Genomic DNA, 17,315 nt, shown 5'->3' with positions numbered 1-17,315 from the left:
AAATTTCAAACGTTTGCAAAATATGAATTATGTACTGAATTTCAAACTAATATGTAATAAAATAGCTAATTCTATCGTTGAAAATTAATTACCTACAATTTTTCTTACGATTTAGGTGCGTTATTGACCGCGCTGAGCATATGATGAAGGGGTAATTCCATATTGTTTTTTAAAACATTGACGAAAATATTGTAAGTCATTGAATCCCACTTGGTAAGTTATTTCAGCAACAGTAAGTTTTTGTTCTAATAATAGCTGAGCTGCACGTTTTAGTCTCAGTGTGCGTATAAATTCATTTGCACTTTGTCCAATTAGTCCTTTTAATTTTCTGTAAAGCTGAATTTTACTCATGCCCAAATGCTTAGCTAAATCTTCAACTTGCAGCTGATTGTTTTCCATATGCTTTTCTACATAGCTTACAGCCTTTTCAATGAACTTCTCATCTTTCGTAGTAATGATCTTTTGCTTTGGCTCCAGGTTAATATTCTTATTGGATAAAATCCTTTGTTTGAACCCCTCACGTATATCCAATAGATTTTTGATCTGTAACTGCAATATCTCAGGGTTAAACGGCTTAGTGATGTAGTAATTAGCACCTGCCTCAAGTCCTTTCTGCAGACTGTCCGTAGACGCCTTTGCTGTTAGTAAAATTAAAGGTATATGGCTTGTCCTGATGTCTGTTTTAAGTCTTTTACTCAGCTCAAAGCCATCTACTTCAGGCATCATCACATCCGATATAATCATATCTGGTATTAAATGCTGTGCCATTTTTAAACCTTCTTTTCCGTGTTTAGCAGTGTTTATTCGATAGTTATTATTCAAACAGTCGCGAATAAAGTCTCTCATTTCATCATTGTCTTCTACTACTAAAATTAGTGGTACTTCTCGCTCTGGAGTTTCATTATCTAGTAGCTCATTGTCCTCATGGTCTAACTTATTTTCGCTTTCAATATGCTCTTCGTGCCGTAGAGGCATTGAATGGACTACTTCATTTCCATCTATATTCTTTTGTTGCTTAGGGAGACTGATGATAAAACTACTCCCTTTTCCTTCTTTACTCTTGACCTCTATAGCACCATTATGTAATTCAATTAACTCTTTGGACAGTGAAAGGCCAATGCCCGTACCACTAGTGGCACTGCCATGTTGCGTATGAAACCGATTAAAAATATGTGGTATTTCATCTTGATCCATACCTATACCAGTATCACTGACAGTCAATTCTATATCACTTTTTCTATCGGATAACGAAACAGTAATAACGCCAAATTCGGGTGTATACTTTATGGCATTAGAGATTAAGTTACTAAGTACACGCTCTAATTTGTTCTTGTCAACATCTGCATATAATGGTTCTGATGGAGTATCTAACTTGAACGTGATATACTTTTTGTCAGCATAATCTGAAAAGGAAAAAGCCACAGTTTTAACAAATTGAGTTATATCCTCCTTTTTACTCATCAGTTTCATATTGCCGGACTCCAGCTTAGATAGATCCAATATTTGATTAATCAAATCAAGAAGTTTTTCCGCATTGCTTATCATCATCTTAATTTGCTTTTTATACTTAGCTTTTGTCTCATCTAAGTACATAGATTTTAATGGACTAATGATCAGCGTAAGTGGAGTTCTGAATTCGTGCGATATATTAGCGAAAAAGCGACTTTTCAGCTGGCTAACCTCTTGTGCCTTGGTTAGTTCTACATGCTCCATGGTTAATTGTGCCCTTAACCTTTCTTTATTAATTATAGACTGCCTAGCCCAGAACAGTAGCGCAGCAACTATTAATAAGTATATGCCATAAGCCCAGTTAGTAAAGTACCATGGTTTGTCTATGCGAAGCTTTATTTCAGCACTTTCCTTACTCCATAAACCATCATTGTTAGAAGCTCTCACCTTAAAGACATAATCTCCTGGAGGCACATTAGTATAATATGCCTGCCTTCTATTACCTACCTTTTGCCATGTTTTATCATAATCAACCAACTGGTATTCAAATTCATTTTTAGACGCCTGAGAGAAATTTAAAGCTGAAAATTCTATTGAAAAATCATTTTGGTCTGGATGAAGACTAATCGTTGATGTGTTGAGTATATTCCCATTAAAAGGTTGGGGAATTATACGCTGATCATCATGCTGGCGATATAACTGGAAGTCTGTTATAACAACCTCAGGTCTATTGGGATTGAGTCTTATATCAGATGGGGTAAATTCATTGTATCCGTTGATTCCACCAAATAACAAATTGCCGTTTTTTAGTTTATAGCAAGCTGATTTATAAAACTCATTAGACTGTAAACCATCGCCTTCATGGAATATATGTACCATTTCACTGGTCCTATTATAGCGTACTAGTCCATCGTTAGTGCTAACCCATAAGGTATTATGGTCATCTTCAAGAATGCCATACACCACCTTATTTTTCAACTGATCATTGATCTTTATTGGAGCGAAGGCATTATCTCGCTCGTCATAGTAATACAAGCCACCGCCTTCCGTGCCAGCATATATCGTTCCTTCACTATCTTCAAATAAATATGTAATAGTATTATTGGGCAAGCCACTATTAGTCTTATCTCCTGCAGAATAGTATTCATTTGATACCATTTCAAAAGATGCATTGATAGTAAATTTATTGATACCTGCACCTTCTGTTCCAATCCAATAATTGCCTTTCTTATCTTGAATAATGGTTCTTACTTTATAATCGCTTATGCCGATAGGATTGATTTTTATATCTGGCAAGTGATGAAATTCATTAGTTTTAGGGTTATAAATATCCAGCCCATCCCTAAAAGAGGCAATCCAGATATAACCGTTGTAATCTTCATATATTTTAAAGATGTCTTTACCTGAAGTACCTTGTGGCGAGTCTTTTTTTACTTGTTCAAATTTATCACTCCCTTGCTTCTTTATGTTAATACCTCCATTCCAAGTGCCAATCCATAAACTGCCTTTTTTATCTTTTAACAAGCTTACAATAGCATTGCTACTCAAAGAACTATTAGCAGTAGTATAAGAAGTAAACTTATGATTATGCTTATTGTAATAATTTAAACCTCCCCCATCAGTACCTATCCATATATTGCCAGATGAATCTTCTGCAAAAGAACTAACAAGGTTATAACTAAGCCCTTCACCAGGATAGGGCGACTGTTGATATTTATATTTAAATTTCTGTTCATTAGGATCAATCTTCATCAGCCCTTGGTTAAATGTGCCTATCCATATAATATTGTCGTCACTCGCATATAAAGACCATATAGAGCTGCTGCTGCTCAGCGTCTCTGCTACAGGAATCCGTGGATAATGATTAAGTAAATTCCTTGCGCTGTTGGTATAAAACAATCCTGAGTTTTCAGTGCCAATCCATAAGTTGTTATTCATGTCTTCACACATACTAATAACACGGCTATTTTCCAGCTTATGACTTATTTCATCATTAACAAAAGTGATTTTTTCAAAAAAGTACTGTCCATTTTGATATACCAACTGATTCACCCCTTGATGTGTACCAATTAGTAACCCTTTGTTTTTAGATTGATAAATAAAGCGGATAACATTACTTGGTAACGTAGCTGTATTTTCTACGTTGAATGTTAAAAAATTATCGTTTGTATTATTGTAAAGGTTGATGCCGCCACCAAATGTTCCAATCCATAAATTACCCCTACGGTCTTGATTAATGGAAGTGATAGTATTGTTAGCAAGACTTCGAGGGTCAATATTATTTGATAAATAATTTACGAACTTTTTAGTTTCAGGAATAAATCTATTCAACCCTCCTTTTTCGGTGCCTATCCATACGTTGCCATCATAGTCTTGAAATAATGCAGTTATATGGTTGTCGCTAATACTGTGCGGATCACCCGCCTGATGCTTATAAATGGTAAATGTATCATCCTTATAGTTATAAATATGGACACCGCCTCCGTATGTGCCAATCCATATGTCGCCATTGTTGTCTTGAAGTAAGCACTGTATACTACTATTATTTACTCCCGAACTATCAGTATAATGAAAAGTTTTATAGTGCAATCCATCATATCTATTTAACCCGTGCTTAGTACCTACCCAAATAAAACCTTTATTATCTTTAATAATAGAAGTAATGGTATGCTGTGGCAAGCCATTAGAGATACTATGCACTGTAGGTGAAAATTGTGCGTGAGAACCGTTTATGGTCGCAAGCAATATGAGTATGGTAAATATTACATATTTATTCATATGGTGAAATTAGCACTATAAGCTGGTTATTGTCAATTAGGTGTTAAAATTACCCTTGCTAAATGATAAATTTAACCGCTACGCAACTGCATTTATTTCAGAAAATTTACAAAAACATAAATTAAAAAATAATATCATATGAAACGCTACCATTCGCTATTTGCACCCTCAATGTATATAGCTATACTCATGAGTTTTATTCTTTGTATAAGAGTAAATCATGTTTCAGCCCAGGTTAATGATCCTAAAAAAGAGAAAACGGTTAATGAGCTATTAGCGAAAATGTCCGTGGAAGAAAAAGTAGGACAAATGACTCAGGTGACTATCGATTTAATATTAAAAAACAGTTCTAATACCGAAATCGATACCAAAAAACTAAAGTATGCTTTAGAAACAAAACATGTTGGATCAATCCTTAATGTAAAAGGAAGTGCCTACTCATTAGAGACGTGGCATAAGATACAGAAGGCCATTCAGGATGTAGCTTTAAAAACAGGAAGCAAAATACCAGTACTGTATGGTATAGATGCTATTCATGGAGCTAATTACATAGAAGATGCTGTGCTATACCCGCATAATATTGGTATGGGTGCTACTCGTAATCCATCTCTAGTTACTGAATCAGCTAAGCTAACCGCCATTGAAACCAGAGCCAGTGGTATTAGATGGAATTTTGATCCCGTATTAGGATTAGGACGTCAGCCTTTGTGGTCGCGCTTTGAAGAGACATATGGTGAAGATGGTTATTTAGTATCACAAATGGGCGTAGCTGCTATAAAGGCTTACCAAAACAACGATCTTAATACACCCGAAGCTGTAGCTGCGTGTATGAAACATTTCATCGGTTATTCGCTTCCGGCTAGTGGCAAGGACAGAACTCCAGCTTACATTCCTGAAACAACCTTAAGAGAGTATTTATTACCGCCTTTTAAGCACGCTGTAGATGCTAATGTAGCTACGGTCATGATTAATTCTGGTGACATTAATGGCTCACCGGTTCATGCTAGTAAATACTATTTAACAGACATTCTTAGAGGTGAACTAGGATTTAAAGGCGTAGCCGTATCAGACTGGGAAGATGTTATCCGTTTGCACACTAGGCACAAAGTGGCCGATACTCCAAAAGAAGCCGTTAGGCTTGCTGTGGAAGCCGGCTTAGACATGAGTATGGTCCCTGTAGATTATTCGTTTTATGACCTTTTGTTGGAATTAGTAAAAGAGGGTTCTATTAGTGAAGAAAGGCTTGACTTATCCGTTAAACGTATTCTTAATTTGAAATACGATTTAGGGCTTTTTGAAAATGCATATCCTGAAAAGGCAGCGGTTAAATTAATTGATCACAAAAAAGAGCATGAAGTGGCTTTAAAAGCAGCCTTAGAATCTATCACACTTCTTAAAAACAACAATGACGTATTACCCCTAAAAAAAGGAACAAAAGTTCTTTTGGCAGGTCCGGCAGCCAATAATGTAACTTCTTTACATAGCAGTTGGTCGTATGTGTGGCAAGGAAGTGAAGCTTCTGTATACCCATCTAACTCAAAGACTATTTTGAGCACTTTGGCTGAAAAGCTCGGGAAGGAAAACATTATGTGCACATCTAAAGCAGATTATAATGACGAGGCTAATTATGACATAAATACTTTAAAAAGTAATGCAGCCAAAGCGGATTACATTGTACTATGTTTGGGTGAAAAGCCGTATGCCGAAAGCCCTGGAAGTATAGATGATCTCACTATAGACGAAAGGCAAATAGCGCTGGCACAAGCAGCCATTGCAACAGGAAAGCCTGTAATAGTGATATTAGTAGAGGGTAGACCTAGAATAGTATCGGCTTTTGAAGAAGGTACTAAAGCGGTTATACAAGCCTACAGGCCATCTACCGAAGGCGCTGAAGCTATAGCGCAAGTATTGACGGGTGAATACAATCCTAATGGAATATTGCCTTACTCCTACCCTAAATACACTGGTGACTTGGTAAAATATGACTTCAAATTTACTGAAGGTATTAGAGAGCATGTTCCTAATGAGTACACCAGTGGAACATACCAACCTCAATGGGAATTTGGCCATGGGTTGAGCTATACTACTTTCAGTTTTAATGATTTAAAAGTGGAAAAAAGCGCATTTAGTGGCAGTGACAAAATTGCTATTTCAGTGAAAGTTAAAAACACAGGTAAGATGGAAGGTATGAAATCTGTAGAGCTTTACTCTAGAGATGTATATGCATCCCTTACGCCTAACTTTAGAAGATTAAGAAAGTTTAGTAAAATAAACCTTAAGCCTGGAGAGGAAAAAGAAGTGACATTTGAAATTACGGCTGATGATTTAAGCTTCATTAATGCTGAAGGCAAAAGAGTTACTGAGCCGGGTGAATTCCAACTAATGGTTGGGGATAAAACGATCAGTGTAAACTATAAATAACCTAATCAAGTTCTGGGATATTAGTTCCCAGAACTTATTTCCCCCTGTTGGTGGGTAGTTTTATTACGAATTCTGTGAAGCCCTCAGCATTATCTTTAAGCACAATATCGCCTTCTAACTTTTGCATAACAAGGTTTACCATATAAAGCCCTAGCCCAATTGATTTATGTATACCGGCTGACTTTGTAAACATGTCAAAAAGATGATCTTTATCTTCATCTTTAATACCTATTCCATTATCTATAACTGACAGTTGGAGATGATTATCTTCTTTACCTAAAACAAAACTTAGTATAGACGCTTCACCATTGTCTTTTTTAAATTTAAGGGCATTATCTACTAAATCGTTAATTACAAATTCTATTAAAACAGCATCTGTCATGATTTTAGCCTGTTTCCTTTCTATCTCATAATAAACCTTGGTGTTATTAATTTGGGATTTATGCTTATCCAAAACTTTATCTATGACTTGTATCAAGTCCACTTCCTCTAGCTCTACTGCAGCATTACTAATTTCATGCAATTTAGATAGGCGAGTAAGAATAGTATTTAAGTGATTAGAATCATAATAGAATCGCTCAAAATACTCTCTTGATATAGGGTCGTTTACTTCCATCAAAGCAGTATAACTCAAGCCTAGCAGCCTAGCCAATGGCCCTTTTATATCATGAGCTGTTTTGTAAATAAAAGTATCTAACTCCTGATTAGATTTCTCCAAAGCTTTATTTTTGTCTTCAATCAGCAATCTTCTTTCTTCTACCCTACTCCTTTCTAGTATCTCATTTTCCAATATAGATGCTGCTAATTCTTTTCTTATTTGATTGATCCTGCTGGCCAAACCTATTGAAAATAATGCTACTTCAAAGGCTAAAGCAATTTGAATAGCATGCTGAGTGAGCTCATTCTGAACACTTTCGCTAAGGCGCTCATACGCAAAAAACACTCCGCCTATAATAAGAAGTATATTGGCTGCCAAAAAGTACCTAGCAGGCTTATAACCACGCTTCAAACTCCTAATGGATAGAAATAATATATACCCAAAACTTAACAAGGCTATAATAATGATGGTAGTTCTTCCTGCCTTCCACATGCCCACTGCCATGCATAATGCTGCAGTTATAAGTGCATATATTAAGTAGTCACCAATCCGCCTGAGCATTCGATTTTGCTTCTTAACATCTAAGAAAACGACACTAAACAAAATGAAAAATATTATAACACAGGCTGGACTAATAAACCTAATATACAGATCTATACGAGGAGTATCATAAAAAAATATTTCAGCCAAATAGCCCGAATTAGAACTTAAAAAAACGATTAATGACGCTAAAAATAAGTTATAATAGAGGTAACTCTTAACCTTTAAAGATATATAAAGGAAAATATTGTAGAACAGCATAATGAGCAATGCTCCGTAAAATAGGGCTTGAAAAAGGCGTTCTTTATTAAACCTCTGTTCAAATACATGCTCTGGAAATAAATTAATAGACTTTAAGGTAAATGTCTTAAACTGGTAAGATATGTCCGTTACACTTTCTAATCTCACATAGATGTGCATGGTTTGATTAGCGGGAATATTTACTGTATTAAAAACCATAATGCCAGAAAAAACTTCCCTTTCTCTTAATGGAGTAAGATCACCTGTTTTCGAATGCTTAATGAGTTTATATTGCTCATCAAATACATAAAAATCAATGATATCTGTAAATATGAAATTGAGTTTAAAGCTAGTATCTATTTCGCTACTATTTTTCAATGTTAACGCCAGCCATTGTGTTTTTTCAAATTCATCTATATGATTAAACAAGGTATGATTGTCTTTCTTTTCTGCTGTTATAATATCCAAGACTTCATGCGTAGATGATTGATGAATATGTAAATGGGGAGTCATGCTAATGCCCTGATCAGACTCAGGAATATCAAAAGTATGAGCTGCAGCTAGTACATTTACTGAAAAGTAGGCCAATAAAAAGGTGAGTACTACCCGGAAAGTGATAGATTCAAATCTTAAAAAATAGACTATAGACACAATGATCTTTTTACGTGTATACTAATATAGCCGTAATAGTGAGCACTTTAGTCTAAATAATTTATTCTTATGCTAATAATAACTGTGTTTAAATTCATAAAATTGCTATCTTCTTCATTTATGCATGGGTAAAGGTATGGTTCGGAGATATTTTTTTAGCTTAATATTATTTTTGTGCAGTTTCAGCGTATCATTAAGTCAGGAAGTTCATCTAAACAATGAAACTTCTGAGCACATTATTACACTGAGCCAACTACAGTTCTACAGAGATACCACAGGCATACAAACCCTTCAGGATATTAAGAACAAGCCTAAGCTTTTTAAGAATAAACCCACCTATGCTATTAAAGATTATGATCCCAATTCAACGTATTGGGTAAAAATGGTTATTGATGTAGATAAGGATAACCAATCCAATTGGTTGATTGAGTTTTACGATCAAACAATTGACCATATAGAAGCCTATGTCCCTAACCATAATGGCAGCTATGATAAGCACGTGATTGGCGATACTTACCCATTTAAGCATAAGCTTTTTATGCATAAAAACTTTGAAGTACCGATAGACCCTGTGCTAGTTGGCGAGCATGAGTGTTATTTTATGCTGCGCTCTAAAACTAAAGCAGATGTTCGCATAGCCGTTCGAACCATCAACCGTTTTGTGTATTATTCTCTTAATGAGTACTTTCTGTATGGCATTTTTTATGGCATGATACTGATTATTAGCCTTTATAATCTCTTAATATATACTGCCATCAGGGAAATAAAATATCTTTATTACACCTTCTACATATTAAGTGTGGGTGTATATGCTATGTGTGTGGATGGAATCGCTTATCAATATCTATGGCCCAATGCACCAAACTGGAATCAGATAGCTCATGGAACAGCGCTATTTTCAATAATATTCTGGGCCTTGACCTTTGGTCAGAAATTTTTGAATTCTAAATATACAGCGCCAAAGCTTCATAAAGCTCTCAATGTTATTTTGTGGTTGCGTGTAGCCATGTTCATATACGCTATTGTCTTTGATAACAGCATATTTGAATGGAGAAATATGGAGATCATTCCCTTATCATTAATCTTTTACATGGGAATATTGGTTTGGTATCGAGGCTATAAACCTGCTCGTTTTTTTGTGCTAGCATATGGCATTCTATTTCTCGGCTTTTTAATGAAAGCATTGCTTACACTCTCTTTTATCCCATTTGCTATATCATCTTATTACAGCCTGCATATCAGTTTCTTGGCAGAAATGCTCCTACTCACTTTTGCCTTGAGCGATAGAGTGAGAATACTTAAGGCTAACCGAGATAGAGCCTTAGAAAGGATCATTTATCAGCATCAAGAAAATGTAAAACTAAAAGATAAAGTAAATAAAGAACTGGAATCATTAGTAGCAAAAAGGACTCAACAGATAGAGGAAAAAAACTTGCTATTAGAAGAAACCAACGCCAAGCTCAATCAGCAGACTCAGGAGATCAGCAAGATTAATTCATTGCTAGATTTAGACAATTGGAAGTTGAAAAATAACATAAAAGAAATACTACAAGACCGATTAATCAATAAAAAGCTGACTCTTGATGAGTTTAATAAAATTTTCCCAGATCAGATCAGCTGCTATAGATTTTTGGATAAGTTAAAGTGGGGAGATGGCTATATATGTGTTAAGTGCGGCAATAATAAGTACTCTGATGGTCATTCTAAATATTCGCGAAGATGCACTAAGTGTGGATATGATGAATCTGTGACCAGCAATACTGTTTTTCATCGGATCAAATTTCCTATAGAAAAGGCTTTTTACATCCTCTATATCACGGTAAATGCGGAACAGCAATTTACGCTAGATGAGCTGAGTCAAATGCTAGATCTACGAAGAAATACCATCTGGAATTTTCGCAAAAAAGTGGAGTCTGTTTATGATGGAGCTAACCATGCAGCTATGCATTTAAACGATCTATTCAAAGCGCACATTAAATAAAAAAGGATGGCCAAAGCCATCCTTTCACTACTTTATAATGATTATTTAAAGGATTCTAAGGAATATAAGAAACAGTAACTCTAAACTTTGCATCAATAGCTCCTAACCTGTCATATGCAGATTTACTTATCTTAATTAGCAAATTGTCATTTACCCCGGTATCAGGCAACTTACCCATTACCCTAACAAAAACCTCTTGCCCATTCATTTCATTTCTTACACGTAGAATAGTGCCTACTTTAGCTTTCTTATGTAATGCAAGGTATTTTCTTGTATCATCAGTACCCGGTATTAACTCCGCATTTCCAGATTCTACAATTTCTTCAAAAGTGCTGGACCTATTATCTGTATTTTGAGCTGTACTTCCACCTACAGCAGATTCACTTTCTGGGTTTTTAATGCTTTCTTTTTGAGTACTGTTATCAGCAGCAGGTGAGGCTTCTGTAGTAGTATCATCACTTGCCGAATTTTTCTTCTTACCCACAATTAGAGGCTGTCCAATACTAATTTCATTGCCATTCAGGTTATTCCATTTTTTAATTTCGCTTACAGAGACATTGTACTGCCTACTGATTGCATAAAGTGTTTCTCCTGATTTTACTTCGTGAGTAATGTTAGTATTTCTATTAGTAGTAGCCTGTTTATCTTCTACCTGCCTAACTCCTTGTGTTGACTTTTTTATTATCAGCTTTTGTCCAATATTTAGTATATTACCTTCTAAGCTATTCCATTTCTTAAGATCAGCGATAGTAACATTGTACATTCTAGAGATAGAAAATATAGTTTCTTTAGCTTTTACTACATGAATTGTTTCAGATGGCGCACTTTGTTTACTGCTAACACCCATATCTTCAGGGAGCTCTTTAGTAGTATTCTGAGCCAATTGTGTTTCTTTGGCCGCAGGCTGGCTACCCTTTTCCTTTTTCTTCTTCTTTTCGTAAGGTATTCGTATCACTTGGCCCACTTCTAGCCCAAACTCTACCGGTGGGTTATTCTGAACGATATTATATATTGAAACATCATAGCGCCTAGAAAGGGAATACAATGTTTCTTTATCCTCTACCTTATGAAGTATAAAAAGCTTTCCTTTATCCTTTTCAACGCCCACAGAATCTGCCGGGTATGAATTTCCTAAAACCAATAAGCTGTTACAAGCCAAAAAAAGCAGCAACAAATATTTCATTTATATTTTTAATGTTTTGTGTTCAATGAGTTATCATGTGTGCATGCGTTATGCATCACTTAATTGATATACTGTTAAATCTGTATTTTGTTTAACGAAAATCAGTTTATTCTTAAAAATGAAAAAAGTATCATCCGCCACTCCTGGCAAATCCTCTCCTATAACCTCTTGTATAACCTGATTCCCTGTTTTAGTCAAAATTAACAAATTATTTGCCAATTTCTCTTGGCTGCTCTTATAATAAAAGGAGATTATAATTAACCCTGCATATTCTAAATAGTGAGCTCCCCTACTGATATGAATATGCTGTTGATCGATTAAAAAATTTTTAACGGTGGTAAAATGATCAGATCCTTCTGGGTAAAAAAACGGCTTAATAACAGATTTATTTTCGTTGGCTACCTTTTTATTATCAGTAATTAGACCTGAAAGCAAATCTACAGTTTGGACTTCTTCATCTTCCATTTGAAACAACAAACAGTTGTCGTTCATTTCAATTAATCTGCAATTATGCTTTTCCCATCCAATGGATTTAGCATCTATATCATAGCAAAAATAATTTTTAAAGTCGGGGTTATCTTCTTCAGAGAAGGTATAAAACAGTACTTTGTGGCCAAATATATAGCTAGCGCTAATCCACCACCTTTCATCAAACCGTATATCTTTTAATATTTCCTCGCCTGTGGTTAAGTCTATTAATGTAAAAGTGACCTGAAATTTAGATTTGTCTCTACACTCTACTAATATTTGCTCTTCATCTACAGCCATCAGCATATTCCACACACTGCTATTTAATGTATTTACAAAGTTCAGTTTGAGTTTTCCCACCTTCTTAATATTTAGTATTTTAGGCAAAAATACAGCATTCATAAGTCTATAAAAGTGATATATAAAAAGTTCTTGTTTGTTTTTGGTCTACTAATGATTCTGGCAGGCTATAACAGCTCTCAGCTTCAGGCTCAGGACAGCCTGGTGTCTAAGGTAATGGTAATGGATATTAAAGCCGAAATTGATCCTCGGATGAATCGCTATGTGGAGCTTGCTCTGTCACATGCAAAAAAGATGGAGGCCGACTATGTGATCATAGAGATGGACACTTACGGGGGAGCGGTGACGGACGCGAAAGATATAGTGGAGAATATCATGAATTTTGAGAAGCCTGTGTGGGTATTCATCAACAAGGATGCGGCTTCTGCAGGTGCACTAATTTCCATAGCCTGTGATAGCATATACATGGCCCCTGCAGCAAGTATTGGGGCAGCAACTGTAGTGGTCGGAAATGGAGAAGCAGCCCCAGATAAATACCAGTCATATATGCGGAGTACAATGCGATCTATAGCTGAAGAAAATGGTAGAGATCCGGCAATAGCAGAAGCCATGGTAGATCAAAACATTGAAATTGATAGCGTAACCAAAGCAGGACAAGTTATAACCTTCTCTACTTCAGAAGCTATAAACTATGGCTTCTGCGAAGCAAAAGTTAATAGCATTGAACAAATTTTACATAGAAATGGCATTGACAATTACGCTGTGGAGAAATATGAGTTAAGTAATACTGATAGCATTGTAGCCATATTCCTTAACCCCTTTATTAGCGGAATTCTAATTCTGATTATCATTGGCGGCATTTATTTTGAACTACAAACTCCCGGTGTTGGCTTTCCTATAGCTGCTGCGGTGGTTGCTGCTATACTTTATTTCGTGCCGTACTATTTAAATGGCTTGGCGGCCAATTGGGAAATCATAGCCTTCTTTATAGGTATCATGCTAATAGCTCTAGAGGTTTTTGTTATTCCCGGTTTTGGAGTGGCCGGAGTATCAGGCATAGTAATTACGCTATCGGCATTAATATTAGTAATGCTGAACAACGATTATTTTGATTTTACATTTGTAGCTTCAGATAAACTGTTTATGGCGATAACCGTAACTATTACTGGATTTTTTGGGGCCATTGCGGCATTGTTAATAGGCGGTGTTAAATTTACCGAAAGCGCAGCCTTTAAACGTATAGCATTAACCTCTACTATGGATAAAAATGATGGCTACACTTCTAGTTTCAATGCTAATAAAAGTATGATTGGCAAAACCGGAGCAGCATATACCATATTGAGACCTAGCGGAAAAGTTATCGTTGAAGATGAAATTTATGATGCATACACAAGGGGTGAATACATAGAAAAAGGCACATCTATAACAGTAATCAGTGATGAAGGCACTTCGCTCAAGGTTAAAGAGGTAGTTTAAATTAATAACAAGCATTTTACTAGATTTGCCTTAGCATAAACAATTTGATATGAAAATTCTAGGAATTATTCCTGCAAGATATAACTCTACGCGTTTCCCGGCTAAAGCCTTGGCAGACATCAATGGAAAAACTATGGTGAGGCGCGTATACGAACAAGCGCTGAAAGCCAAAACATTATCGAGTGTGGTGGTGGCTACTGACCACATAAAAATAAAAGAAGAGATAGAGTCTTTTGGTGGTAATGTTGTGATGACAGCTGAAGAACATGCGAGCGGTACTGACAGGTGTTATGAGGCATTCATTAATTATGGTGGTGAGTATGATTATGTAATTAACATACAAGGTGATGAACCATTTATTGCTCCAGAACAAATAGATTTAGTGGGCAGTTTACTCGATGGTGAGACAGAGCTAGCCACATTAATAAAACAAATTACAGAGCAGGAAGATCTTTTTAACCCAAATGTGGTTAAGGCCATTTTTAATATTAATAAAGAAGCGATTTACTTTAGTCGTAATCCAATACCGTATAACAGAAATGCTACCAACGACCTTTGGTTAGAGCACGGAAGTTATTTTCGACATATTGGAATTTATGCCTATCGTGCTGATATTTTAAAAAGGATAACTGAGCTTCCTCAATCTTATTTGGAACAGACTGAGTCTCTAGAACAGCTCAGGTGGATCGAAAACGGCCTTAAAATAAAAGTGGCTGAAACCGAATTTGACTCCATAGGTATTGATACTCCAGAAGATTTGAAAAAGCTTAAAAATTTTAACTAAGCTTTGAATTTTATATTTTCGCATGCTTATAGTTTAACGCATGCGAAAAATTCTAATCTTCTTGTTTATTTACTGTTGGGCAATGGGTGCTTCAAATGCTCAATTTAGGCGTTCACCACAGCATTCTATTGGTATTGATTACAGCGGTGGATTCATTCTAAAACATAAAGAAGATATTGCACACCTTATCACTCATCACCCTCAAGGGATAAGAATAACCTACAATAGGAAGACTTTTGGAAATAAAGCTTGGCAACAGCGATTTAATTATCCCGATATTGGTTTAACTTTCATTTATCTCGATTATAAAAATGATATTATCGGAAAGTCTTTTGCACTAATACCCCACTATCAGGTTTATCTAACTAAAAACAAAGACGCTAAAAATCAATTTGCCTATAAAATAGGCATGGGAATAGAGTACAATACTGAAAAGTATGAAAAAGAAAATAATAATAAGAATAACTTACTAAGTACTGACTTTAATGCTTCAGTCATATTAGAAACTAGCTACAAACGTATTTTGTCACCACGAACGAGCTTACAAAGCTCGGTTTCATTAACCCACTTTTCCAATGGGTCATTAAAAAGACCTAATTCAGGTATAAATATAGTAACTGCTAATGTCGGAGTTAATTATTTATTTAAATACAAACCAGCATCTTATATAAGCATAGAAGAAAAACCTATTGAAAAAAACATTGGGTTTTCAGCAGGTATCTCTTCCGGGTTTCATGCATATTCTAGGCGAGGTACCGGACAGCATCCATTTATAATATTAACTTCCACCATAGACAAGCGCCTGAACCATAAAAGTGCCATAGGGTTAAGTCTAGAATATTTCGCGTCATGGTCAATGAAAAAGGACATCACTTATGACTGGGAAATTAGAACTGCAGGAGGATCTCTCCCTGGCTGGACAAGGCTGGGGGTTGCTGTAGGTCACGAACTTTTTGTAAGTAACCTTTCCATCATTACACAAGCAGGTTATTATATAAGAGATGAATATGACTATTTTGGTAAGCTATACCTGAGACTAGGATTAAGAAGATACATTAACAAACACTTTTACGTGTCAATGTCAGTAAAATCACACGCTGCTCGTGCAGAAGCTCTAGAATTTGCAGGAGGATATCGATTTAAATGAAAAACATGAAAACTACCATATTGCTGCTAATAGGTGTACTTAGCGTGCTTAACTTAGGCTGTGATGATGCCAATGCTCCCAATTGTCTGAAAAAATCTGGAGATAAAAAATCGGTGAGCATAGATGTGGAGACTTTCAGTCAACTGACCGTGAGTAACGAACTGAATGTAATTTTACATCAGAGCGATTCTCAAAAAGTTATATTAACCACAGGAGAAAACCTCATGGGTGATATTGATTTTGAGGTAGTTGATGATAGATTGACAATTACTAATAACACCGGCTGCAATTGGGTGCGTGATTATGATTTTCCGCAGATAGATATTTACTTCAATAACTTGGAGTTAATTTTAATGAATGGCTCAGGTTATATAAAATCTTATGGAACTCTAAAACTAGATAAGTTAAATATTCTGTCAGAGAATTGTAGTGGTGATGTATATTTAAACATAAATTTAAGTAAACTTTATTTAGTGAGTAATTCATTAACTAACTTCTATATATCTGGAAAAGTAGTTGATTTAGATATTTCCTTCGCTTCTGGTGATGGTAGATTTGATGGTACATCATTAAAATCAGATAGAGCCAAAGTAAAGCACCGTGGAACCAATGACATTATACTTCATGTCACTCAAAAACTGGACGCCACAATATGGTCTAGCGGTAACATAATTTTAAAAGGTTCAAAGCCCTCGTCTATCTTATTAGACGATGAATACTTAGGCGAATTAATTGACAAAACAGAATGAAATAATGGAAGATATATTAATCATTTGTGGAACAAATAGAAATGAAGCTGTTTCATATCAGGTTTCAAGAATTTATCAGGAGTTATTAAAGCAGAAAAACATAAAGAGTGAAATTATCAATTTAGGAGATTTGCCTCCTGACTTTGCTTTTAGTGCTCTCTATGAAAAGGCTGGCACCAATACAGAGTTCAATCACTTTAAAGATTTAATGAATAACTACACTAAGTATGTGTTTGTAGTGCCTGAATACAACGGTTCTTTTCCTGGTGTGCTTAAAACATTTATAGATGGTATGGATTATCCATCGACTTTTAAAGATAAGAAGTGTGGTGTTATTGGTGTCAGCTCTGGGCCACAAGGAGCAGGAATGGCACTCAGTCATTTGACTGACATTTTCAATTATTGCGGTATGTATGTGTTGCCACAAAAACCAAGATTAGCACTAATAAACAAGCACTTACAGGAAGGCTCAATCATTAACGAGCTTTATATTACTCTTATTAACGAACAAGCAGATAAATTAATCGCTTTTTAATAGAAAAAGGTGCTT

General features: G+C 35.5%; 11 protein-coding genes. 7 read left to right on the top strand and 4 right to left on the bottom strand.

All coding sequences use genetic code 11. From position 1 onward, the window contains the following. Positions 1-120: 120 nt before the first annotated feature. Positions 121-4,227, bottom strand: a complete 4,107-nt coding sequence (locus tag ACXACQ_RS16565; protein ID WP_474977079.1) for a hybrid sensor histidine kinase/response regulator transcription factor — start codon at positions 4,225-4,227, stop codon at positions 121-123. A gap of 189 nt (positions 4,228-4,416) precedes the next feature. Here ACXACQ_RS16565 and ACXACQ_RS16560 point away from each other — a divergent pair, with 189 nt between their 5' ends. Continuing rightward, positions 4,417-6,648, top strand: coding sequence for a glycoside hydrolase family 3 N-terminal domain-containing protein (locus ACXACQ_RS16560; protein WP_474977078.1), 2,232 nt, complete (start codon positions 4,417-4,419; stop codon positions 6,646-6,648). A gap of 34 nt (positions 6,649-6,682) precedes the next feature. Here the strand turns inward: ACXACQ_RS16560 and ACXACQ_RS16555 are convergent, their stop codons facing one another. Next, positions 6,683-8,677 carry a sensor histidine kinase gene (locus ACXACQ_RS16555; protein WP_474977077.1) on the bottom strand — a complete coding sequence of 665 codons (1,995 nt, stop codon included), beginning with the start codon at positions 8,675-8,677 and terminating at the stop codon, positions 6,683-6,685. Between the two features lie 172 nt (positions 8,678-8,849). Here ACXACQ_RS16555 and ACXACQ_RS16550 point away from each other — a divergent pair, with 172 nt between their 5' ends. Then, a complete protein-coding gene (locus tag ACXACQ_RS16550; protein WP_474977076.1) occupies positions 8,850-10,658 on the top strand; it encodes a 7TM diverse intracellular signaling domain-containing protein in 1,809 nt (602 codons plus the stop codon). Positions 10,659-10,713: 55 nt separating this feature from the next. Here the strand turns inward: ACXACQ_RS16550 and ACXACQ_RS16545 are convergent, their stop codons facing one another. Both ACXACQ_RS16545 and ACXACQ_RS16540 read right to left on the bottom strand, forming a co-directional pair. Next, a complete protein-coding gene (locus ACXACQ_RS16545) occupies positions 10,714-11,841 on the bottom strand; it encodes a LysM peptidoglycan-binding domain-containing protein (RefSeq protein WP_474977075.1) in 1,128 nt (375 codons plus the stop codon). A gap of 48 nt (positions 11,842-11,889) precedes the next feature. After that, positions 11,890-12,669 (bottom strand): DUF4905 domain-containing protein, encoded by a 780-nt coding sequence (locus ACXACQ_RS16540; RefSeq protein ID WP_474977074.1) that lies wholly within the window; start codon positions 12,667-12,669, stop codon positions 11,890-11,892. A gap of 93 nt (positions 12,670-12,762) precedes the next feature. Here ACXACQ_RS16540 and ACXACQ_RS16535 point away from each other — a divergent pair, with 93 nt between their 5' ends. Genes ACXACQ_RS16535 through ACXACQ_RS16515 form a run of 5 tightly spaced genes read left to right on the top strand, consistent with a single transcriptional unit; the run spans position 12,763 to position 17,300 of the window. Then, the gene (locus ACXACQ_RS16535; protein ID WP_474978486.1) at positions 12,763-14,085 is read left to right on the top strand and encodes an NfeD family protein; all 1,323 of its coding nucleotides are present in this window, start codon (positions 12,763-12,765) and stop codon (positions 14,083-14,085) included. A gap of 49 nt (positions 14,086-14,134) precedes the next feature. Then, positions 14,135-14,869, top strand: a complete 735-nt coding sequence (kdsB, locus tag ACXACQ_RS16530) for a 3-deoxy-manno-octulosonate cytidylyltransferase (protein ID WP_474977073.1) — start codon at positions 14,135-14,137, stop codon at positions 14,867-14,869. Positions 14,870-14,909: 40 nt separating this feature from the next. Next, positions 14,910-16,016, top strand: coding sequence for an acyloxyacyl hydrolase (locus ACXACQ_RS16525; RefSeq protein ID WP_474977072.1), 1,107 nt, complete (start codon positions 14,910-14,912; stop codon positions 16,014-16,016). A gap of 5 nt (positions 16,017-16,021) precedes the next feature. Then, positions 16,022-16,765 (top strand): head GIN domain-containing protein, encoded by a 744-nt coding sequence (locus ACXACQ_RS16520; protein WP_474977071.1) that lies wholly within the window; start codon positions 16,022-16,024, stop codon positions 16,763-16,765. Between the two features lie 4 nt (positions 16,766-16,769). Further along, positions 16,770-17,300 (top strand): NADPH-dependent FMN reductase, encoded by a 531-nt coding sequence (locus ACXACQ_RS16515; protein WP_474977070.1) that lies wholly within the window; start codon positions 16,770-16,772, stop codon positions 17,298-17,300. Positions 17,301-17,315: the final 15 nt, after the last annotated feature.

The sequence above is a fragment of the Fulvivirga sp. AWR4_260 genome, from assembly GCF_056158185.1.
This window is presented reverse-complemented; position numbering and strand designations above follow the sequence as displayed.